The sequence below is a fragment of the Streptomyces sp. 12E genome, from assembly GCF_055633275.1.
The window spans coordinates 7218119-7238170 of sequence record NZ_JBVNCJ010000001.1 but is presented as its reverse complement, the minus strand read 5'-3'; the positions used below and the strand labels follow the sequence as shown (position 1 = coordinate 7238170).

Sequence of the window (20052 nt, the reverse complement as noted above, 5' to 3'; positions counted from 1 at the left end):
TTCGCAGGCGCCCGGAGCGCCTGATCACCAGTGCGTAGCGCGTGCGGCAGGGAGCGAGTGGGCGGCGGCGCGGTGACGCGACAAAGGACTTGTCGCCCCACCACGTGGGACACGGTCTCAGCCACCGGTCCAGGGAGTCCGCTGCTTCAGCCGTGGGTGGAGTCACCACTACAATCACCAACGCCCCAGGTCAGTACACCTGGACTCGCTCCGCGACGCCCGGCAGACCGAAGGGAAGACGTTTCCGTGCACACGTACGACAACCCTGTGATCAGCGGGTTCCACCCCGATCCGAGCGTGTGCCGCGTCGGTGACGACTACTACCTGGTGTGCTCCAGCTTCGAGTACTTCCCCGGACTGCCGCTCTTCCACAGCAAGGACCTCGTGCACTGGGAGCAGATCGGCAATGTGCTCGACCGGCCCGGGCAACTGCCGCTCCCGCTCCCCGGCGCGAAGGCGTCCGGGGGCCTCTACGCCCCCACGATCCGCCACCACGACGGCCGTTACTGGGTCATCAACACCAACGTCGGTGGTGGCGGCAATTTCGTCGTCTCGGCCGAGCGGCCCGAGGGGCCGTGGAGCGACCCGGTGTGGATCGACCTGCCCGGGATCGACCCCGACCTGGCGTGGGAGGAGGACGGCACCTGCTGGTGCGCCTTCTCCGGTCCCGAAGGGGGGATCAACATGACCAGGATCGACCCGGTCGGGGGGAAGGTGCTGGAGGGGCCTTTCGCCACCTGGTCGGGCAGCGGTCTCAAGTTCCCCGAGGCGCCGCACCTCTACCGCATCGGCGACTGGTGGTACCTGCTGATCGCGGAGGGCGGCACGGAACGCGGTCACAGCGTGTCCGTCGCCCGCAGCCGCTCGCCGCACGGCCCCTGGGAGGGAGCACCCGCCAATCCCCTGCTGTCACACAGCGGTACCGCCCGCTCCATCCAGAACACCGGCCACGCCGACCTGGTGGAGGCTCCCGACGGCAGCTGGTGGATGGTGCTGCTCGGCGTCCGCCCCCGCGGCTTCACGCCCGACGTGCACGTGCTCGGCCGCGAGACGTTCCTGACCCCCGTGAAGTGGGACGAGGACGGCTGGCCCGTCGTCACGCCCGTTCCCGAGAGCCACGCGGCCCCGGGCGGTGCCTGGCATCCCGTTCCGGCCCCGCCCGCCCGCGACGACTTCGACGGGCCCGCCCTCGCGCCGTACTGGATCTCGCCGTTCGCCCGCCCGGAGGACTCCTGGTCGCTCACCGAGCGCCCCGGCAAGCTGGTCCTCAGCGCCACCGGCCCCACCCTCGACCGCCCCGGGTACACCTTCGTCGGCCGCCGCCAGCAGCACCACGACTGCCGTGTCACCGCCATGATCGACCCGGGTACGGGACGCGGTGGTCTCTGCGTACGCCTGGACGAGGCCCACCACTACGAACTGGAGGCCGGGGACGGGGAGGTCCGCGTCGTCGCCCGGATCGGGCCGCTGCGCCAGACCGTGGCCCGCCGGCCGACCCCGGCCGGGCCGCTGCCTCTCACCGTCACGGTCCGGACGTCAGATCTCGTGTCCGCGTCGCCCGAACTCACCGACGGCGGCACCACGGGCCCCGACACCATCGCCTTCTGGCTCGACGATCCCGACGCTCCGGACGCCCGGCCGCTCGCCGAACTGGACGGGCGCTACCTGTCCACCGAGGTCGCCTGCGGCTTCACCGGCCGTGTGATCGGCATGTACGCCGTCGAGGGCGCGGTCGCCTTCGACTGGTTCGAGTACGCCCCGGCGCCGTCCGTGTGACGCCCGGTGTGCGGGCGGGTGCCACACGCCGAGGGGCGCCCGTCCGCGGCCGGTCCGGCCCCGGCTGCGGTACCTCCCCGGTCATCGGACGGCCTCCTCGACACCGGTACGGGGTCGCTGTGGTCCCGGGCTGTCGCGGCGGGGCTGCCGCAGGCCGACGGCGACGCCGGCTGTGACGAGCAGGGCGCCGGTGACGTCGGCGGGGCCCGCCCGGCCGAGGCCGAGTGCGACGGTGGTGAGCAGGGCGCCCACCGGCACGAGGCCGGCGAAGAGGCCCGCGCGGTCGGCGCCGAGGCGGCGCAGCGCGTCGTACCAGAGGAAGAAGGCGGCAGCGGTGACGACCGCGCCGAGGTAGCCGAAGGCGGCTGCTTGACCAGGGGTGGGCAGCCGCAAGGAGGCCGTGCCGTCCAGGGCGAGACCCGCGGCCAGCAGCATGGGGACGGACAGGGCGGCGGGGTAGGCGGCGACCCGCAGGGGACCGAGTCTGGACAGGAGCGGGACGGCCAGCAGGGAGAAGGCCACCTCGCCGGCGAGTGCGCCCAGGGACAGCAGGAGGCCCTTCACGCTGCCCGAGCCGAGGCCGGCGGCGACGGCTGTGCCGAGTGCCACCACGGTCGCGGCGCCGACGGTACGGAGCGCGGGACGCCGGCGCTCCGTCAGTGGCCCCAGGAGAGCAAGCACGAGGGGAACCGCTCCGACCACGGCGGCGATCATGGCGGGTCCGGCGTGCCGGGTGGCTTCGACGAGGAAGACGTTGAACCCCGCCAGGCCGGTGGCGGCCAGCGCGATCAGCAGCAGGACGTCACGTGCGGTCAGGCGCACGCGGGGCAGGCGCCGGCGGCCCACGACGGCCAGCAGGATCGCTGCGGCGAGCGCATAGCGTAAGGCTTGTCCTGCGAAGACCGGGTAGTCGGCGATGGTGGCGGAGACCGCGGTCGAGGTGCCGACGAGCAGCATCGCCGAGGCGGCGCCGACAGGAGCGGTGGAGACTCTCATGCGGCGTGCTCCGACGGCGTCGAGGGGACGACCGGGGCGGCCAGGACCTTGCGGGTGACGCGTTCGGCGATGGCCGCGACCAGGGTCCGGGGGCGGCGGGGTGTCAGGTGGGCGGTCAGCGCGTTGCCGAGTCCGGGGGCGACATAGCCACGATCGCGCTCCAGCGCGCGCAGCGCGGCGCGTACGACGGGCTCCGGGGTGGTCATGGCGCCGGTGACGGCCGCCCGGCGGGTGCCGATGGTGTCGAAGAAGGCGGTCTCGACCGGGCCGGGGCACAAGGTGAGCACGCGGATGCCGCGTCGGCGGTACTCCTGACGCAGGGCGAGACCGAAGTTCAGCACGAAGGCCTTGGCCGCCCCGTAGACGGCGAAGTACGGAGAAGGCTGGAAGGCGGCGTTGGAGGCGACGTTGACGACCGAGCCCCGGCCGCGCTCCAGCATGCCGGGCAGGAGTTCATGGGTGAGGTCGACGAGGGCGACGACATTGACCATCAGCTGGTCGTGGTCGCGGGCCCCGGATATTTCCTCGAAGCGTCCGCAGGTACCGAAGCCGGCGTTGTTGACCAGCAGGTCGACGGTCAGGCCGCGGGCGGTGAGCCGTTCGGCGATGCGGCGGGCCGCGTCCGGCTCGGCCAGGTCCTGGACGAGTACGTGCGCGCGGACGCCGTGCTCGGCGATCAGACGCTCGGCGAGGGCGGTGAGCCGGGCACCGGAGCGTGCCACCAGGACCACGTCGTGTCCCCGGGCGGCGAGTTGCGCGGCGAACTCCGCGCCGAGGCCGGACGACGCTCCGGTGACGAGGGCGGTGCTGTTCACAGGTTTCTCCTTCAGCCGAGGTCAACTGGGGGAAGTATGTATCAACAAATTATTGAACCGCAACAGAGATGATGCAGTTAGAGCTAGCATCGCATCACGGACGTATGATGTTTCCGGCCAAGGGGTCTACAGGAGGCGTGATGAGTGAGACGGCGGGACGATCGCTGCGGGCTGACGCGGAACGGAGCGTGCGCGCGATCCTGGAAGCGGCCGAGCGGGTGCTCGCCGAAGAGCCCGGCGCCTCCATGGAGCAGATCGCCGCAGCCGCGGGAGTGGCCCGCACGACGATCCACCGGCGGTTCGCCAACCGGCAGGCGCTGATCGAGGCGTTGGCGTCGTCCGCCGCCCGTCAGCTCGCCCGGGCGGTGGACGACGGCAGGCCGGACACCGCACCGCCGCTGGTGGCGATGCACCGGATCACGGCCAACGTGCTGCAGGTCAAGAGCGCCTGGGCGTTCGCCCTGGAGCTGCCGGCCGGCCCGGACAGCGAGGCCGCCGTCCTCCATCAGGACATCGCCCGCAGATGCATCGCCGTGCTCGAGCGGGCCCAGGCGGACAAGCTCATCGACGAAGCGGCCGACCTCGACTGGGTACGCCGGGTCTACTACGCGCTCATCGGGGAGTCCCTGCACGGCGATGCGGACGGCGCCGACCCGGACACCCTCGCCGCCCGCATCATCGACACCCTGCTGCACGGCGCCGGCCCACGCGCCTGAGTCGAGAGCCGCAGCCAGAAGTCGCAGTCGGCCCAGGCGCGGCACCGGGGCGGGGGCGTGTCGGCGAGCCGCCCCCGCCCGGTTCAGTGGACTGCGCCGGCTCATCCGCGGCGGCACGGCGGCCCGCGCCACCTGTCCGCCGGACGGCCTGAGCGGCACGGCGATCGACTGGTCCGCGGCGCTGCCGCCCACTCCGGCCGGGGGCCGGTCCGGCCGGAGGGCTCGCGCTCAGGCGAGGACGGCTTTGGCCAGGTCCACCACGCCGTCGTCCTGCGCGTCGGGAAGCGGGACGTATCCCTGCCGCTGGTAGAGGGCGAGGTTGCGGTGGCTGGCGGCGCCGGTGGACAGGACGATGCGCCGGCACCCCTCCCCCGCCGACTCGGCCTGGCGCAGCAGCCACCGGCCCACACCCAGTCCCCGCAGGTCGGGGGCGACGGCGAGTCGCCCGACGTGCAGGTCGGTGCCGGTGCGACGCGTGCGGACCATCCCGAGCAGCCGCCCGTCCCGCCACAGTCCCGTCGCCTCCCAGTCGGCCAGCCAGGCGCGCACGTCGTCCAGCGACTCGTGGAGCGCCGGGATCGCCAGGGTGTCGTTGACGAGCGCCTCCTCCATCCAGCAGCAGCGCTGCAGCACCGTCACCTCGGGGGCGTCGTCCGGGCCGAGACGGCGCGTGTACGAGCCGGGGAGCGGGCCCTCCACGGCGCCCGCGCGTCCGTGTTCACGCAGCGGGGTCAGGGCCCGTGAGACCCGTACCAGTTCCGCCAGCAGTCCTTCGGCCGCGTCGGCGTGACGTGCCGCGGGGGTGAAACGGTCCTCCCGCATCGCGTCCGCGATCCGTATCGCGACGGTCGACCCCAGGGGGACCAGGCGCAGGGTGGTCACCACCTGCTTGGCGTGCTGGACCGCGCGGGTGCCGGCCGAGGTGTGGCCGTAGCTGACGAAGCCGACCGGTTTCCAGGCCCATTCCGGGCCCAGGTAGTCGAGCGCGTTCTTCAGGGTCGCCGGCATGCCGTAGTTGTATTCCGGCGTCACGAAGACGAAGCCGTCCGCGCCGTCGACGATCCGGCTCCACTGGCGGGTGTGCTCGTGCCGGTGGACGCCGGTCGACGGGTGCTCCTCCTCGTCCAGGAAGGGCAGGTGCAGATCGCCGATGGCCAGGGGCACGAGGTCCGCCTCGAGCGCATCGGCACTCGGCGCGAGCGTCTCGGCCAGCCACTCGCCGACGGCGGGGCCGAGTGCGCCGGGGCGGGTGCTGCAGACCAGGAGGAGGATGCGGAGCCGTTTCGTTGTCATGGAAATGAAATTAGCCGGTAGATTGGTTACATGTCAACGAACAAGGCTGACTCCCCGATCCGCTGGCTCACGGCCGACGAGGAACGCGCTTGGCGGGCGTACCTCCGCATGGTGACCGCGGTGCGGGCCCGTACCGTGCAGGACCTCGCCGTGCACGGTTTGTCCGAGCCGGACTACGAAGTGCTCAGCACGCTGTCCGAGCGCGCCGACGGCACCAGCACGCTGCGCGAGCAGGCCGCCAAGATGGGGTGGTCGCGCAGCCGCCTGTCCCGCCACGCCACCCGCATGGAGGCGCGCGGACTCATCCGGCGCGCACCGGATCCCGCCGACGGAAGGGGCTGCTTCCTGGTCCTCACCGAGACGGGTCGGGACGCCCTCCAGGAAGCCGCCCCGACCCATGTCGCCTCCGTGCGCCGGCACTTCGTCGACCGGCTCGACCCCGAGGAACTCACGGCACTCGGCCGCATCGCCGAGAAGATCGCCGACGGCCCTCGAGGGCGCCCATGACGCGCACCCTCGCCGGACGCCCCGGCACCCGTCCCGGACCCGCAGGTCACCAGCCTGACCATGCGGCGGGTCGCCCAGTTGCCCGCCAGTACCCGACCACTGCCCGCCCTTGGGGCATCGGCCGACAGGTTCTGCATACCTCAGCTCCCAGCCGGGGGCGGCATCGTCGAGCGGAGGGACTGTCGCCTGCGGTCCGGACCCGCAGGAGGAACGAGTGAGCTCCTCCACGGACGAACCCCTGGGGCCACCTCCCGCCCACAGCCAGGTCCCCTTCAAACCTTCAAACCGTCGCCGCACCGTACATGCGGAGGGAGGGGCATGCTCTCAATCGTCTGCTTCCGTCGCCTTCGGCGTCACCGGGGCATCGGATGCGCCGCGGTCGATCGGCCGTCGGCCCCCTCCGCCCTGGGCCCGGCTCTCCGGCGGAGGGAGGGATGAGTCAGGCACTGCCCGGGGGAAGGCCCGCCGGTAGTTGCCCGGCGACACCCCGATCTGTCTGAGGAAGTGGTGGCGGAGGTTGTTCGCCGTGCCGAGACCGCTCAGCTCCCCGACCTTCTCGATGGGCAGGTCCGTCGATTCCAGCAGGTTCTGGGCCCGTCCCAGGCGCTGGTTGAGGAGCCACTGATGTGGAGTCGTCCCGGTGGCCGCGCGGAGTCGCCGGTGGAAGGTCCGCGGGCTCATCGCCGCGCGCCGGGCCAGGTCCTCGACCGTCAGGGGCTGGTCCAGGTGTGCACGGGCCCAGTCCAGGACGGGCCCCAGGCTCTCGTCGTCGGTGGCGGGCACGGACAGGTCGATGAACTGGGCCTGGCCACCGCGCCGGTGGGCGGGCACCACCATCCGGCGGGCCAGTTGGTTGGCGACGTGTGCGCCCAGGTCACGGCGCACCAGATGGAGGCAGAGGTCGAGTCCGGCGGTCAGCCCGGCGCTGGTGAGCACATCGCCGTCGTCCACGTACAGCACCGAGTCGTCGACCTGCACCTTCGGGTAGCGCTCGGCCAGTTGAGCGGTGTGCATCCAGTGGGCGGTGGCGCGTCGTCCGTCGAGCAGCCCCGCCTCGGCGAGTGCGAAGGCGCCGGTGCACAGGGAGACCATGCGGGCGCCCGCGTCGTAGGCGTGGCGCAGGGCCGTGATCAGTGCCGACGGCAGTGGTCTGCCCTCGTCGACGCAGGGGTCGGGTACCGAGGGCACGATGACCGTGTCGGCGTCGGCGAGGTCATCGAGCCCGTAGCGGGTCCGCAATGACAATCCCGTATCGGTCGGAGAACTGTCCTGCTGCTGCGTCCCCGTACCGCACAGCCGCAGGTCGTACCAGGGATCGGCCAGGTCCGGCTGCGGCTTGCCGAAGACGGTGCAGGGAATGCTCAGCTCGTACAGGTCCCACGAGGGGACTCCTATGTCCTCGGTCACGAGCACGGCGACGGAACCAGGGTTCATGCCTCGAAGGGTATGGCAGGAATTTGGTGATTGCCGTCACCGGTGTCACTGTTCCCGGCCGCCGCACGCTGCGATCTTGGTCCATAGGTGACCGACCGCCGCAGGCGGACGTACAGGGAGTTGTGTCATGCGTTCTGATCGCCCGGCTGTAACCGTCATGGGCTTGGGCTCCATGGGCTCGGCGCTGGCCGCCGTATTACTGGAGCGGGGCCACGAGACCACCGTGTGGAACCGCTCGGCGCACAGGGCCCGGTCCCTGGCCGACCGGGGTGCCCGTCTGGCCGCGACGCCCGAGGAGGCGATCGCGGCGAGCCCGCTGACCATCGCTTGCGTACTGGACTACGAGGTGCTGCACTCCGTCCTCGACCCCGTCGCCGGCTCCCTCGCGGGCAAGGCCCTGGTCAACCTCACCTCCGGTTCCCCGGAACAGGCCCACGAGGCCGACGCGTGGGCCCGGTCGCACGGCGCCGACTACCTCGACGGCGCGATCATGACCACCCCGCCGGGGGTCGGCAGCCCCGAGATGATGTTCCTCTACAGCGGTTCGCACACCGTCTTCGAAACCCACCACCCGACCTTGGCGTCCCTGGGAGATCCCTTGCACCTGGGCACCGACCCGGGCCTGGCCTCCCTCTACGACGCCGCCCTGCTCGGCCTGATGTGGTCCACCATGACCGGCTGGCTGCACGGCACCGCGCTGGTCGGCGCGGAGAAGACACCGGCCACGGCCTTCACCCCCGTCGCGATCCGCTGGCTGACCACCGTGACCGGCTTCCTGACCGCCTACGCGCCCCAGGTGGACGCCGGCCGCTACCCGGGCGACGACGCCACCGTCGACGTACAGATCGCGGCCATCGACCATCTCATCCACGCCGCGGCGGCCCGCGGCATCGACAACGCCCTGCCCGAACTCCTGAAATCCGCCATGGAACGGGCCAAGGCCGCAGGCCACGGCTCCGACAGCTACGCGAGCGTGATCGAGGTCCTGAAGAACCCGGCGGGCGAGAAATGACCATGACGCCAACAACCACCGCTCGTCTCACGCCTGACCGGACGACCCCTGCCACCGCCGTGCCGTGGACGGACCTCCTGGCCGCCGCCACCGACGCCTGCCTGGCCGCCCTCCTCGAGGGGGCCGACCAGGACTGGTCACGCCCCGCCCGCGACCTCGACTGGACCTGCCGCCAGACCCTCGACCACCTCGCCCTCGGCCTGACCGGCTACACCGGCCTGCTCATCGCCCGCCCCGACGACCGCTACATCACCCTCTTCGCCTCACTCGACCCCGAGGCTCCTGTGCCCGCCTGCCTGGACGGCCTGCGGATCGCCGCGTCCCTCCTCTCCTGCACCGTCCGCGACACGACTGCCGAAGCACGCGCCTGGCACCCCTGGGGCCACTCCGACGCCACCGGTTTCGCCGCCATGGGAATCACCGAACTGACCGTCCACACCTACGACATCACCCGTGCCCTCGGCCTGCCCTGGGCCCCGCCCGACGGCCTCAGCGCCGCCGTCCTCGCCCGCCTCTTCCCCGACGCTCCGTCCGGACACGACCCGTCCGACACTCTGCTGTGGTGTACGGGCCGCGTCCCGCTTCCCGGCCTGCCACGGCGCGCGGACTGGCAGTGGGACGGAACCGTGCGCTGACCCGCCCGCGCTCCGACGGCCGGAGGCGCCCCCATGACCCCGGCGGCCACCGCCCTTCCTCACCGCTGTTCCAGGTGCTGACCGCGCGTGAGGAAAGGGCGTCCGTGGCCGTCGCCTCCAGCGAATCCTTCGGAGGCCTGACGAGGGCCTTCACCGATCCCCGTCTTTGCGCGGCCCTCGTGGACCGGCTCGCCTTCGGCGGCGACATCGTCGGGACCAACACCGACCGATCCCACCGAGAACCACTCGAAGGGTCTCCTCGGCCAGGAGGGCGGACCGTTCGACGGGAACACCGTCTTCCCCGCCGCCCCGGTCACCCCGTCCGGGCCCGGAGCCGCGCCCGATCAGGTCATCCTCCGTGCGTACGTGCACCGGGTCCCGCGCCCACGGGGAAGGCATCCGCCGTGACGAACCGCAGAGCCCCCCGCCGGAAGGTCGTCACGGTGACGGTTTCCGCCCTGATGCTCACCGTGCTGGCGTCCGCCCCGCTCGCCTGTACCGTGCGCTCCGGTCCGGCGCCGGCCGAGGGCCGGCGGGCCGCTCCGGCCGGTGCCGCCACCGGCGAGACGGTGCGCACGGACGCGGGCCTGGTGCGCGGCGCCCGGTCGGGCGCGTACCGGATCTTCCAGGGCATCCCGTACGCCGGGGCTCCCGAGGGAAGGCACCGGTGGGCACCGCCCCGCCCGGTACGACCGTGGAAGGGCGTGAGGGACGCGACCGAGCCGGGGCCCTTGTGCCCGCAGGTGCCCTCGCAGTACGCGCCGATCTCCAGCACTCAGGAGAACTGCCTGGTCCTGAACGTCACGACGCCACCGGTCTCGGGCCGGCGGCGGGCCGCTCCCGTGCTCGTGTGGATCCACGGGGACGGCGCCGTGGGCGGCGGCGCCTTCTTCGACGGGCGCCGCCTGGCCGAGCGGGGGTTGGTGGTCGTCACGATCAACTATCGCCTCGGCGTCTTCGGCGGCCTCGCCCTGCCCGGTCTGGAAGGGGCCGGCACCTTCGGCCTCCAGGACCAGCAAGCCGCGCTGACCTGGGTGCGGGACAACGCGCGCGCCTTCGGCGGTGATCCCGGCAACATCACCGTGGCCGGCGTGTCGTTCGGCGCGTCCGCCATCGCCGGGCACCTGGCCTCCCCAGCGTCCCGGGGCCTGTTCCACCGAGCCGTCATGGCAAGCGGTGAGGCCATGATGGACATGCCGGCCGGCGCGATGGGACCGGACGTGCCGGGATACCCGTGGTACATCTGGCGGACGGGCCGGGAGATGGAGGACATCACCACCACGATGACCTCGTCCCTCGGCTGCCGTGACGACCGTCCGGAACGCACCCTCGCCTGCCTGCGCGCCCTGCCCGTGGAGAAGATCCTCGAGGTGCCGTCCATCATGAACGCCTTCCAGGTGTTCGGATACGGCAACGCCACCCTGCCCGAGCTGCCGCCCACGGCCCTGCGCGCCGGACGTTTCCACCGTGTGCCCGTCCTGTCGGGCGCGACCCGCGACGAGCACCGCACGTTCGTCGGGATGATGTACGACGCGGTGGGCAAGCCGTTCACCGAGGCCGACTACAGCCGCGCCCTGCGCACCGCGTTCGGCGAGGCACGGGCGAAGCGTGTGCGGGCCGAGTACCCCGTGACCGCTTATCCGTCGCCCGCGCTGGCGTGGGCCGCCGTGATCACCGACCGCATGTGGGCGCGCGGCACGCAGGCACAGCACGACGCGCTGGCACGGCATGTGCCGGTGTACGCGTACGAGTTCGCCGACCGGAACGCGCCGATGTTCCTGCCGCTGCCGGGCGGGTTCGACTTCGGCGCCTTCCACGTGGCTGACGTCCCCTACCTGTTCGAGGACGAAGCGGCCGAGCCGCTGTTCACCCCGGCACAGCGTCGCCTGTCGGCCACGATGACCGGATACTGGGCCGCGTTCGCCCGCACCGGCGCACCCCGCGGTACCGGTCTGCCCGCCTGGCTCCCCCACCACCCGGGCCCCGCCGGCCGACCGTACACACAGTCACTGTCGCCGCAGCGTATCGGGCCCGTGGACTACCGCCACGAACACAATCTCGACTTCTGGAACGACTCCGCCAAATGAACGGCGCAGCCGGGGTACTGACGGGTGGCTGGGACCGGCCGTCGAAGTTCGGGGCGGCCCGCTCCTCGGAGGAGCCCCGCGGGCCTTGGCCGTCCGCCGGATCCGCACGCCGGCCGTGTGGATCACACACGATCGTGCACTGCGAACGCGGTTGCGGACCTCGGCCCACAGAGCCCGGAGAGTGGCGACGGGCCTTGTCGTCGGCGCCGGCGTCCGCAGGCGGTGAAGGCGATCAGTGACTGCGGGGCGCGTACATGATCACGGCCATGCCGGCGAGGCAGACCAGCGCACCGACGACATCGAAGCGGTCGGGGCGGTAGCCGTCGGCGACCATCCCCCAGGCGATCGACCCGGCCACGAAGATGCCGCCGTACGCGGCCAGGACCCGCCCGAAGTCGTCGTCGTTCTGGAAGGTCGCGACGACGCCGTAGAGCCCGAGGGCGATCACGCCGGCGCCGATCCAGATCCAGCCCTTGTGCTCGCGGACGCCCTGCCACACCAGCCAGGCCCCGCCGATCTCGAACAGGGCGGCGGCAACGAACAGGGCAAGGGAACGCGCGACGGTCATACCAGCCGACCCTACCGACGGACCGCGTCTGTGATCTCCAGTGGGTCCTCGGACGCCTGGCAGCCGCATCCGCCCGCGCCCGGGGTCTGCGGCGCGCGGGAGCAGGAGCGGCGGCGCCGGCCCGACACGGCGCCGGACCGCGGGCCGGAGACGGTCTGAGGGAGATCGGTGTCCCGGCGGCCGTCAGCAGCGGCCCTTCGTGTCGGCGTCCGCGCGGGTGCGTTCGGTCTCGACGGCCACCACGGCGGTGCACGGGTCGGCCATGGCCTGTCCGGCCGATCGGACTGCCTTCGCTCACGCCGTCGACACCGAGTGGCCGCGAACTTCGGATGCCCCTCTGTGCGGGCTGTTTCAGTCGGCCTGCCGGACTCCCGCGGCCCCGGGGTCACCGGGTACGACGGGTTGCTCCGGGACGGGGCCGAGCGTGTAGGGTTTGGAGCTGCGAAGGGGAGTAGTCCCGCAATACCGCTGGTCGACATACTGGACGGCTTGTCCGTCCCGGCCATCGGGCCCCGGCATCATCGCCGTGGCGGACGAGACCTTCGGCCATGCATGACCACCGTGTCCGCACACCCGTGCGGGCCGATCCGTCGTGCCGGGCCGAACCGGTTCTCGCCGCCCGCACCACTGCCGCGCGAACCGGTGGCCCGGCCCAGCAGAAAGCACCAGGATGACTTTCGACCCCCTGGCGATCCTCACTGCCTTCGGGCTGATCTTCCTCGCCGAACTCCCCGACAAGACGATGTTCGCCTCACTGGCCATGGGCACCCGCATGCGCCCCCTGTACGTGTGGTTCGGCACCTCCACCGCGTTCATCGTCCACGTCGCCATCGCCGTCGGCGCCGGCAGCCTCCTCAGCCTGCTTCCCGACATGGCGGTCAAGCTCGTCTCCGCCGCCCTGTTCGCCTTCGGCGCCGTCGTCCTCCTGCGCAGCGGCGGAGACGACGAGGACGACGAAGACGGAGCGAAGACCCTCACCGGCTTCTGGCCCGTCTACACCACTGCCTTCATGGCCGTCTTCATCAGCGAATGGGGCGACCTCACCCAGATCACCACCGCCAACCTCGCCGCCACCAACGGCTGGCTGCCCACCGCCGTCGGCTCCGCCGCCGCACTCATGTCCGTCTCCGCCCTCGCCCTGCTCGCAGGCCGCTTCATCGCCAAGCGCGTCCCGCTGAAGACCGTCCAGCGGTTCGGCGGCCTGTGCATGGTCGCACTGGCCCTGTGGACCCTCGTCGAAGCCTTCACCGGCTGACGGGCTCGCGCACGGCCGGCGCGGTGAGGCGCCGAGGGCTTCGGCACGGCTCCGTGTCCGCATCTGCCGCGCCGAGGCCAGGTCCGCGACCGTGCGCCGGGGCCGGTGGGGCAGCCACGTCGTCACCGAGCGGGCCGACCGGATCCGCGACCGCCAGAAGCACAGCGGCCGGGCCGGGGTTCTTCCACGCCCGTCGTGCGCTCAGCAGCTCCGCATCCTCGGACCCGGCGGACGGAGCTCTGCCGCTGCGCCGGCTGCCTCGGTGCTCGGCCCTCCGCGGCTTGGCGGCGGCCCCGCCGAGGCGGCCTGTCCGCCTCGGGAGTGAGGGGCGGGCGCCCGCGGAGTGTCCCGGCGTACGTCGTGCTCGGCGCGCCGAGGACGAGCGCTCGAACGAGGGCTCCGCACACCGCTGCAGTCGGTCCGGCGCGTTGAGCGGTGCCGCAGCCAAGCCGCCCCGGCGCCGAGCAGGCCGGCCGGACTGCTTCGGGCTGGAGGGAGGGGCAGACGGGTTTGCCTGCGGTATGCCTTCCAGTCCTCGTACAGACCGGGTGCGAGGGCGACGACGAGCAGGATCAAGGGGACCACCACAGCGGATACCACGGCAGTTCGTCCTTCCCGGATCGTGGTGTCGAACGGTTCGGCCGGACCGGTTCCGCGTCAGCGTGGGGCCGCCGGCCCCGGACGGCACATTGCGGCCGCAGGAGGTGCCGGGCGTGCCGTAGCGGTTCTGGCCCTTCCGGCCCCGGCCGACGACGGCAGGAGCAACCGCACCGGAGCATTCGTCCCCATGTCCTCCCCTTCCCTGTCGAGATGCGGGACCTCGGGAAACGGCCTGGCGCGCAGCGCGACCGGCAGGCGCCGGAAGGTGTCGGCGGGTGAGCGTGAGAAGGCCCGACCCGCCGCCGAAGGACGCGGCACCGACGCCGCAGTGTCCCCGCCGACGCTTCTTACTCATATATATCAAAGCAAGTAATATGACAACTTGCGTCGGGTTTTCTTGACAGTAGGAGGCTCAAGAAAGGAGGTCGTCGTGCCGGTACGGGTGTAGCCCTCGTGCCGGGCGGACACGCACGGCGGCGAAGCGGGACCGTAACGCACCGCGCGAGCCCTGCCGCCGGGACGGGCCGGCCCCGAGGACCCGACGGAGTCCTGCCGGGTGTTCATCACGGTCGAGGGGGGGTGCCTCGTCGGTGACCCCGCCCTGCACGGCGGACTCCGGGACCCGTCCGGCCGGCCGCTGGAGCAGGTCGCCCCCGGCGGACGGGCACCGGAACCGTGCGGCGTGGGGGCGACGGCCGTCGCACGTGGCCGTCGCCCCCGACCTGTGTCAACCGATCCTTGGCGTCTCGTCAGTTCTCGTTGACCAGGTCGTGTGCCGGTACGGTCACCGTCCGCTTGCCCGGCTTGCCGCCGAGCACGATCTTCCGCAGGGCGCTGTTGTTGTCGACGTCGGTCTCCTTCAGCCGCTTCTCCGGGTTGGCCAGCACCTGGATGTAGTACGTGCCGTTGGGCACGTCCGTGATGTCGAAGGACTGGCCCGGCAGGTCCTGCGAGTACGTGTCACCGGAGCCGACGTCCAGCACCTCCCGGACGGAGATCGAGCTCTCCTCGCCGCAGGCGGTGGACAGGTCGGTGTTGAACGGATGCCAGTTGGCGTTCTTCACCGTGTAGTCGATCGCGTCGGTGTTCGCGAGGCAGAAGGCCTCCTTGCCGCTGCGCACGGCCTCCTTCTTGTCCGCCTTCAGCAGTCGGTAGCTGGCGAAGTCCGTGAAGTGCCAGTGCATGTGACCCGGGCGGGGGTCCCATTCCATGGTGCCGGTCGGGGTGTAGCCGACCTGCTTGCCCTTGGCGTCGTAGAAGTACTGGTAGGCGTCCATCTTGTCCTTGCCGGGCGACCGGAAGCCGTCCACCACCAGCTGCGCCGGACCGGCGTTCCACACGTTGGCGCTGAAAGCCAGATAGTCCTTGCCGGGGACGTCCCTCTCGCCGTCGCTGATGACGATGCCGTAGGCCGGCAGCGAGCGCAGGTCGGGCTTGGGGACGGCCGGGACGGAGGGTGTGCCGGCGGGCCGCTTCGACAGCGGCTGAAGCGCCGGCGCCTTGCGGGAGCCGTCGGTCTGGCCTCCCGTGTCCCCGACTCGCGTCGAGCGCGCGGCCTGCTGCTTCTTCAGCGCCCACGGCAGGGCGGGTGGCGCCGCCTTCAGCGGTCCGTGGCCCACGTTGTACGAGGGGCCCGCGCCACTGGTGACCGGCGCGGCGGCTTCGGCGGGCGTCGGGGCGTGTCCCGGCCCGTGGCCCGTGTGCGCGGTCGGCGTCCGGTGGGCGGCTCCGTGACCGGCGTGCTCACCCGGGGCGGAGGACCGTGCCGCCGGCCCGGTGGCGTCCAGTTCGTCCTCGTAGCTCCGCTCCTGCACGGTCACCTTGACCCTGGCCGGCTTGTCGGCGATGCCGAACAGGTCACGGTACTTCTTGGCGACCCCGATCCTGGCGGTGTAGGTGCCGGCCGCCAGCGCGACCGGCTCGGTGTAGGTACCCGCGTAGGTGTTGGCCGCCCAGCCCTTCTCGACGCCCCATACCGAACCGAGGGTGAACGGGTTGGTGGGGCAGCTCTCCGGATACTTCGAGGTGGCGGGCGCGTCGGGCCGCACCCGGCCGCTGGCGTTGTTCGGGCAGAAGTCCTCGCTCCGGCTGAGGACCTTCTTGCCCGCCTTGTCCGTGACCGTGATCTCCGTGAAGTCCCGCAGTCCGGAGAAGTCCTTCACCGTGCCTTCGGGCAGCGCCTTGGCCTTGGCCTTGCCGCCCTCGTACACGGTCTGAGCGATGGCCACCGGGTCCTTGTAGGACTTCCGGGTCACCTTCAGCTCCAGGGGCGCCCCCTCCGCGGTGAGGTAGGTGCCGAGGTCGAGGTAGACGCCCGGTTCTTCCTTCCAGGAGGTGAGCGTGACCGAAGTGGTCGCGGCGATGAGGCTCAGCTTGGGCCCCGTCGCCGCTTTCGCGGGCTCCGCGGTGGCGGCCACGAGCCCCGCCGTCACAGCCATGGCGGCGACAGCCGTGGCGCCGGCGAGCAGCGGGCGCCGCAGTCGGGTGGTGCGCGTTCTGGTCATCGATCCCTCGTCCTTCGAATGCTGTGGAAAGGAAGCAGGCGGCTCTCCCGGCCGGCTTGCCGGCCGGGCCGGGAGAGCCGCCGCGCGGGCAGGGCGGCGGGCACCTGTCGTACCCGGGCCCTAAGAGGGACGGACCGGACGCACGGTTGTCAGGTGGGCGGAAAATCATGGGGTGTTGACCGGATCGCTCCATTGCGGACGGCATCAGGCCGAAGTCCCGGATACGGTCCGCCCGGGGGCGGTCCTTTTGGTACAAGCCGCCCGACGACCCGGGCCACGGCGGGCAGGGACGTGGCTCGGGCCGAGGTCCCGGCACGGCCGGACCCGCCCGGCGGTACTGCGGACATGACGCGGCTTCACGACCGGGGACGCCGGCACGGCGTCCGCCGTGCCGGCGTCCCCGGTGGAGGCGTTACGACCGCGGCCCGACCGTGAGCACCCGCCGATTGCCCGCCGGCGCGTCGCTCCGCCCGGGCAGGGGGTTCTCGTGGACAGCGCGTCGGCGTCGTGGTCGTGGTCTGCCCATCGGGACGGGCGAGGGGACCGTCTTCAGGTTGCCCTCGTCGCCGTGGGCGGAGGGGGCGGGTGCCGAGGAGGCCGCCGTCCGGTCCGGCTCCTCCGGTTCCGCCGGCGTCGGCACGTTCCTCCGTCACCGCACCGGCCACGGTCCGCTCGTCCTCCGCTCCGTCGTGTGCGACCGCGGCTCCTCGTCCGCGCCGTCGACGCCATACCAGTCGGAATGATCATTTCCGACCGCACGCCCCGAGCAGGTGATCGTTTCCGGACAGGACGGTCACCCGAGGCGTCGGGGGGCGCACCGACCGGTGCCGCCACCCGACGGATCGGAGCCGTCCGCCCCCGTGAGCTCGGCATGCCATCGGCGATTCATCCGACGGACACTGCGATCTGCTGAAAATTTTGCTGATATGGCGCAGGAACGCCAGAAGAAATGACCAAAAGAGTCCATCTCTTTTTGACTCTCGATCGACCGTTCACTGAAGGTCGTTCACATGCCCGTCACATTCCGCGCCGCGGCCAACGGCCCCCTGCGCATGCGCGACTTCAGGTTGCTGCTCGCCGGAGCGGCAGCCGCGCAGTTCGGCGCCCACGTCACTCTGGTGGCCCTGCCGCTCGTGGCCGTGCTCGAACTCGACGCGCCCGCTTTCCAGGTCGGGCTGCTCACGGCCGCCGAGACCGCCGCGTTCCTGGTGATCGGGCTGCCCGCCGGCGCATGGGTCGACCGCATGCGCAAGGTGCCGCTGATGATCCGGGCGGATGTCGTACGGGCCGTGGCCATGGCGAGCGTCCCCGTGGCGGGCGTGGCCGGCGTCCTGACGATGGCCCAGCTGTACGCCGTCGCTTTCGTCACCGGCGTCGCCACCGTCTTCTTCGACGTGGCCCACCAGAGTTTCCTGCCCCATCTCCTGCCACGGGACCAGCTGGTCAAGGGCAACGGGGCACTGGAGACCGTACGGTCGTCCGCGCAGGTGACGGGTCCCGGGCTCGGCGGCGGCCTGGTCCAGCTCCTCGGCGCCCACCTGGCCGTCGTCGCCGACGCCGTCGGTTACGCCCTCTCCGCGTTCTGCCTGCGGCGGATCGAGCGATCGGAGCCCCGTCCCGAACCCGTTCCCGGTGCGTCGCTGCGCGCGGACATCGGCGAGGGGCTGCGCTTCGTGCTGGGCCGGCCGCTGTTGCGGGTGATCGCCGCCGCCACCGGGCTCGGCAACTTCTTCACCGCGCTGCTGATGGCCACTCAGACGGTGTTCCTGGTCCGTGTCCTGGGCCTCGGCCCCGGAGCGGTCGGTCTTGTGCTGTCCGCCGCGGCCGTCGGCGGACTGGTGGGCGCGCTGGTCGCGGGTGCGCTCGCCGCCAGGTGGGGACAAGCCCGGATCATCTGGCTCTCCCCCCTGGTCACAGGACCGTTCGCGTTGCTGTGGCCGCTGTCGGAGCGGGTGGGGGGCGCCGCTCTGTTCGCGCTCGGTTCGGGAGTCGTCTTCTTCGGCGCCGTGGTCTACAACGTCGCCCAGGTGAGCTTCCGCCAGGTCCTGTGCCCACCGCACCTGCTGGGCCGGATGAACGCCACCCTGCGCTTCCTGATGTGGGGCACGCTGCCGCTCGGCGCGCTGGCCGGCGGGGCGCTCGCCGACGGCTTCGGCGCCCGTACCGCCCTGCTGTGCTGCGCGGCCGGTTTCCTCGCCGTACCGCTGCCGTTGCTGTTCTCCGCGCTGCGCGGGATGCGCGACCTGCCCACCGGCCCCGATGCCGTGCACCCCGCCGCCCCGGACACCGACACGGCCGGCGCCACCGTCACCGGGACCGGGACCGGGACCGGGACCGGGACCGGGACCGACAAGCGTGACAGGACGACGTCACCCGGCTGACCCGGCCTTCCGGGAACGCCCTGAACGACACCGCGGCCGACGACGGAGAGGATCACGTGCCCAGCATCACAGGCCAGTACCTGGCTCGCTATCGGGGACTCACCACAGGCCTCGGGGCCCCTGCCCTGCTGCCCGTGACCGGGGCCCAGCGCCGCTTCGCACTGGTGCGCGCGCTGGATCCCACCGGGCGACCGGACCTCGTCCCGATGTTCTTCGCCTTCCCACGCGGCACGGTGGATCCGTCGCGCCTCGCCGCCGCGGCGCAGCGTCTCGCCTCGCTGCACCCCGTGCTCCGCGGCCGTCCCGCCGTGGTGCGCGGCACCCCCGTGCTGCGCATGGAGGAGCCGGAGGTCCCGGTCGTGCACGTGCCCCGGGCGCCCGGCGAGGACGCCGGCACGGCTCTGCGTCGGACGCTGGGCGCGTGGGCGCCCGACGGCCCGCCCATGCGGTTGTTCCTCACCGACGACACGACGGACGGTGACCGGGACCACGCGTCCTCCCCGTACGGCGGCGAAGCGCCGGAGGTGCTGGCGGTCGTCCTCGACCACGCGGCGTGCGACGGGCGGACACTGGCCCGGATCGTCGAGGAACTCGGCGCCGCCTACGCCGAAGGGCCGCGAGCGCGGCCGCCGGCGGACGGGGAGACCGCCGGCGAGCTGGCCGCCTACCGCGAGGCCGTACTGCTCCAGTTGGACGCCGAGGAGCGTGCGGAGTCACCCGAGGCACTGGCCTACTGGGGCGAACGGCTGCGGGCCGTCCGCGACCGTGCTCCCGCCGCACCACGCGCCCTTCCCGCGGACGGGACACCGCCGACCGGTTCGGCTTCGGTGCTGCTGCCCGCGTCCGCCGCCGGGACGTCCTTCCCCGACCTGCTGAACGCCTGCCGATCCGCCGTACGCGCCCTGTACGGTCCGGGCCACACGGTACCGCTCGGCTATCCGTGGGGCGGCCGCCCACCCGGCGCGGAGGGGGTGCTCGGCTGCTTCCTCAACACGGTGGTCTTCCCGGCCGCGACGGGGCCGGCGCCGACCGGCGCCGAAGCCACCGCCGATGCCTGGTGGGAGGATCTGGACCGGGCCGACGTGCCCTTCGACGCGGTCGTGCGCGCGGCCCGGGAGGCCGGATCCGGCTGGTCCGGCCGCCTCGACGGGCTGCTGACCGTCGACGACGTCGCACAACGCCCCTCGCTCCGCCTGGCCGGCGTCGAGGGCCGGGAGGTCCACGTCGACGGCAGGCCCGTACGCGGACCGTTCGCCGTCTCCATCACCCACGGAGACGGCGAACTGCACCTGCGCATGGTGTGGGACCGCGCCGTGACGGCCGATCGCACCGCCCTCGACGCCTTCGACGCGCTCACCGAAGCACTCCGCGCGAAGGAGCCGACGCCACCGCTCCTCGGCTGACCACCACCCGTACCGCCCTTACGCCGCCTTCCGTCCCCTCCTCCCCCGACGGAACCCGTCCGCGCGATCC

15 protein-coding genes are annotated in these 20052 nt (G+C 72.2%); 9 read left to right on the top strand and 6 right to left on the bottom strand.

Features of this window, described 5'->3' with window-relative positions:
- Window positions 1-246: 246 nt before the first annotated feature.
- Window positions 247-1776, top strand: coding sequence for a glycoside hydrolase family 43 protein (locus ACZ8ZB_RS33165; protein WP_470741262.1), 1530 nt, complete (start codon window positions 247-249; stop codon window positions 1774-1776).
- An 81-nt stretch (window positions 1777-1857) separates the two neighbouring features.
- On the opposite strand, the gene ACZ8ZB_RS33160 is transcribed toward ACZ8ZB_RS33165, so the two are convergent.
- Window positions 1858-2772, bottom strand: a complete 915-nt coding sequence (locus tag ACZ8ZB_RS33160; RefSeq protein ID WP_470741261.1) for a DMT family transporter — start codon at window positions 2770-2772, stop codon at window positions 1858-1860.
- Complete coding sequence (locus ACZ8ZB_RS33155) at window positions 2769-3587, bottom strand: SDR family NAD(P)-dependent oxidoreductase (protein WP_470741260.1); 819 nt, start codon at window positions 3585-3587, stop codon at window positions 2769-2771. The genes ACZ8ZB_RS33160 and ACZ8ZB_RS33155 overlap by 4 nt, the downstream gene beginning before the upstream one ends.
- A gap of 140 nt (window positions 3588-3727) precedes the next feature.
- On the opposite strand from ACZ8ZB_RS33155, the gene ACZ8ZB_RS33150 reads away from it, so the two are divergent.
- Window positions 3728-4303 (top strand): TetR/AcrR family transcriptional regulator, encoded by a 576-nt coding sequence (locus ACZ8ZB_RS33150; protein ID WP_470741259.1) that lies wholly within the window; start codon window positions 3728-3730, stop codon window positions 4301-4303.
- A gap of 228 nt (window positions 4304-4531) precedes the next feature.
- Here the strand turns inward: ACZ8ZB_RS33150 and ACZ8ZB_RS33145 are convergent, their stop codons facing one another.
- A complete protein-coding gene (locus ACZ8ZB_RS33145; RefSeq protein ID WP_470741258.1) occupies window positions 4532-5596 on the bottom strand; it encodes a GNAT family N-acetyltransferase in 1065 nt (354 codons plus the stop codon).
- A gap of 30 nt (window positions 5597-5626) precedes the next feature.
- Here ACZ8ZB_RS33145 and ACZ8ZB_RS33140 point away from each other — a divergent pair, with 30 nt between their 5' ends.
- The gene (locus ACZ8ZB_RS33140; RefSeq protein WP_470741257.1) at window positions 5627-6103 is read left to right on the top strand and encodes a MarR family winged helix-turn-helix transcriptional regulator; all 477 of its coding nucleotides are present in this window, start codon (window positions 5627-5629) and stop codon (window positions 6101-6103) included.
- 324 nt (window positions 6104-6427) lie between these two features.
- Here ACZ8ZB_RS33140 and ACZ8ZB_RS33135 read toward each other — a convergent pair whose 3' ends face one another.
- Window positions 6428-7516, bottom strand: coding sequence for a GlxA family transcriptional regulator (locus tag ACZ8ZB_RS33135; RefSeq protein ID WP_470741644.1), 1089 nt, complete (start codon window positions 7514-7516; stop codon window positions 6428-6430).
- 148 nt (window positions 7517-7664) lie between these two features.
- On the opposite strand from ACZ8ZB_RS33135, the gene ACZ8ZB_RS33130 reads away from it, so the two are divergent.
- From ACZ8ZB_RS33130 to ACZ8ZB_RS33120, 3 genes are all read left to right on the top strand, one after another.
- Window positions 7665-8549 (top strand): NAD(P)-dependent oxidoreductase, encoded by an 885-nt coding sequence (locus ACZ8ZB_RS33130; protein WP_470741256.1) that lies wholly within the window; start codon window positions 7665-7667, stop codon window positions 8547-8549.
- Window positions 8546-9184, top strand: a complete 639-nt coding sequence (locus tag ACZ8ZB_RS33125; RefSeq protein WP_470741255.1) for a maleylpyruvate isomerase N-terminal domain-containing protein — start codon at window positions 8546-8548, stop codon at window positions 9182-9184. Before ACZ8ZB_RS33130 ends, ACZ8ZB_RS33125 begins: the two co-directional genes overlap by 4 nt.
- Window positions 9185-9627: 443 nt before the next feature.
- Window positions 9628-11271: a carboxylesterase/lipase family protein gene (locus tag ACZ8ZB_RS33120; RefSeq protein ID WP_470741254.1), complete on the top strand. Its 1644-nt coding sequence runs from the start codon at window positions 9628-9630 to the stop codon at window positions 11269-11271.
- Window positions 11272-11503: 232 nt separating this feature from the next.
- Here the strand turns inward: ACZ8ZB_RS33120 and ACZ8ZB_RS33115 are convergent, their stop codons facing one another.
- Window positions 11504-11839, bottom strand: a complete 336-nt coding sequence (locus ACZ8ZB_RS33115) for a YnfA family protein (RefSeq protein WP_470741253.1) — start codon at window positions 11837-11839, stop codon at window positions 11504-11506.
- A 670-nt stretch (window positions 11840-12509) separates the two neighbouring features.
- Between ACZ8ZB_RS33115 and ACZ8ZB_RS33110 the strand changes: the two genes are divergently transcribed.
- Entirely contained in the window at window positions 12510-13094 is a 585-nt protein-coding gene (locus tag ACZ8ZB_RS33110) for a TMEM165/GDT1 family protein (RefSeq protein WP_470741252.1), read from the top strand.
- Window positions 13095-14443: 1349 nt separating this feature from the next.
- On the opposite strand, the gene ACZ8ZB_RS33105 is transcribed toward ACZ8ZB_RS33110, so the two are convergent.
- Window positions 14444-16198: a lysyl oxidase family protein gene (locus tag ACZ8ZB_RS33105; protein ID WP_470741251.1), complete on the bottom strand. Its 1755-nt coding sequence runs from the start codon at window positions 16196-16198 to the stop codon at window positions 14444-14446.
- Between the two features lie 1010 nt (window positions 16199-17208).
- On the opposite strand from ACZ8ZB_RS33105, the gene ACZ8ZB_RS33100 reads away from it, so the two are divergent.
- The gene (locus tag ACZ8ZB_RS33100) at window positions 17209-18579 is read left to right on the top strand and encodes an MFS transporter (protein ID WP_470741250.1); all 1371 of its coding nucleotides are present in this window, start codon (window positions 17209-17211) and stop codon (window positions 18577-18579) included.
- 56 nt (window positions 18580-18635) lie between these two features.
- Window positions 18636-19982 carry a non-ribosomal peptide synthetase gene (locus ACZ8ZB_RS33095; RefSeq protein ID WP_470741249.1) on the top strand — a complete coding sequence of 449 codons (1347 nt, stop codon included), beginning with the start codon at window positions 18636-18638 and terminating at the stop codon, window positions 19980-19982.
- The last annotated feature ends 70 nt before the right edge of the window (window positions 19983-20052 follow it).

Bases quoted from the DNA above. Each gene is read 5' to 3' on its own strand.
- ACZ8ZB_RS33160 (WP_470741261.1), bottom strand. From the start codon at position 2,772: ATGAGAGTCTCCACCGCTCCTGTCGGCGCCGCCTCGGCGATGCTGCTC.
- ACZ8ZB_RS33150 (WP_470741259.1), top strand. From the start codon at position 3,728: ATGAGTGAGACGGCGGGACGATCGCTGCGGGCTGACGCGGAACGGAGC.
- ACZ8ZB_RS33145 (WP_470741258.1), bottom strand. From the start codon at position 5,596: ATGACAACGAAACGGCTCCGCATCCTCCTCCTGGTCTGCAGCACCCGC.
- ACZ8ZB_RS33140 (WP_470741257.1), top strand. From the start codon at position 5,627: ATGTCAACGAACAAGGCTGACTCCCCGATCCGCTGGCTCACGGCCGAC.
- ACZ8ZB_RS33130 (WP_470741256.1), top strand. From the start codon at position 7,665: ATGCGTTCTGATCGCCCGGCTGTAACCGTCATGGGCTTGGGCTCCATG.
- ACZ8ZB_RS33125 (WP_470741255.1), top strand. From the start codon at position 8,546: ATGACCATGACGCCAACAACCACCGCTCGTCTCACGCCTGACCGGACG.
- ACZ8ZB_RS33115 (WP_470741253.1), bottom strand. From the start codon at position 11,839: ATGACCGTCGCGCGTTCCCTTGCCCTGTTCGTTGCCGCCGCCCTGTTC.
- ACZ8ZB_RS33110 (WP_470741252.1), top strand. From the start codon at position 12,510: ATGACTTTCGACCCCCTGGCGATCCTCACTGCCTTCGGGCTGATCTTC.
- ACZ8ZB_RS33105 (WP_470741251.1), bottom strand. From the start codon at position 16,198: ATGACCAGAACGCGCACCACCCGACTGCGGCGCCCGCTGCTCGCCGGC.
- ACZ8ZB_RS33100 (WP_470741250.1), top strand. From the start codon at position 17,209: ATGCCCGTCACATTCCGCGCCGCGGCCAACGGCCCCCTGCGCATGCGC.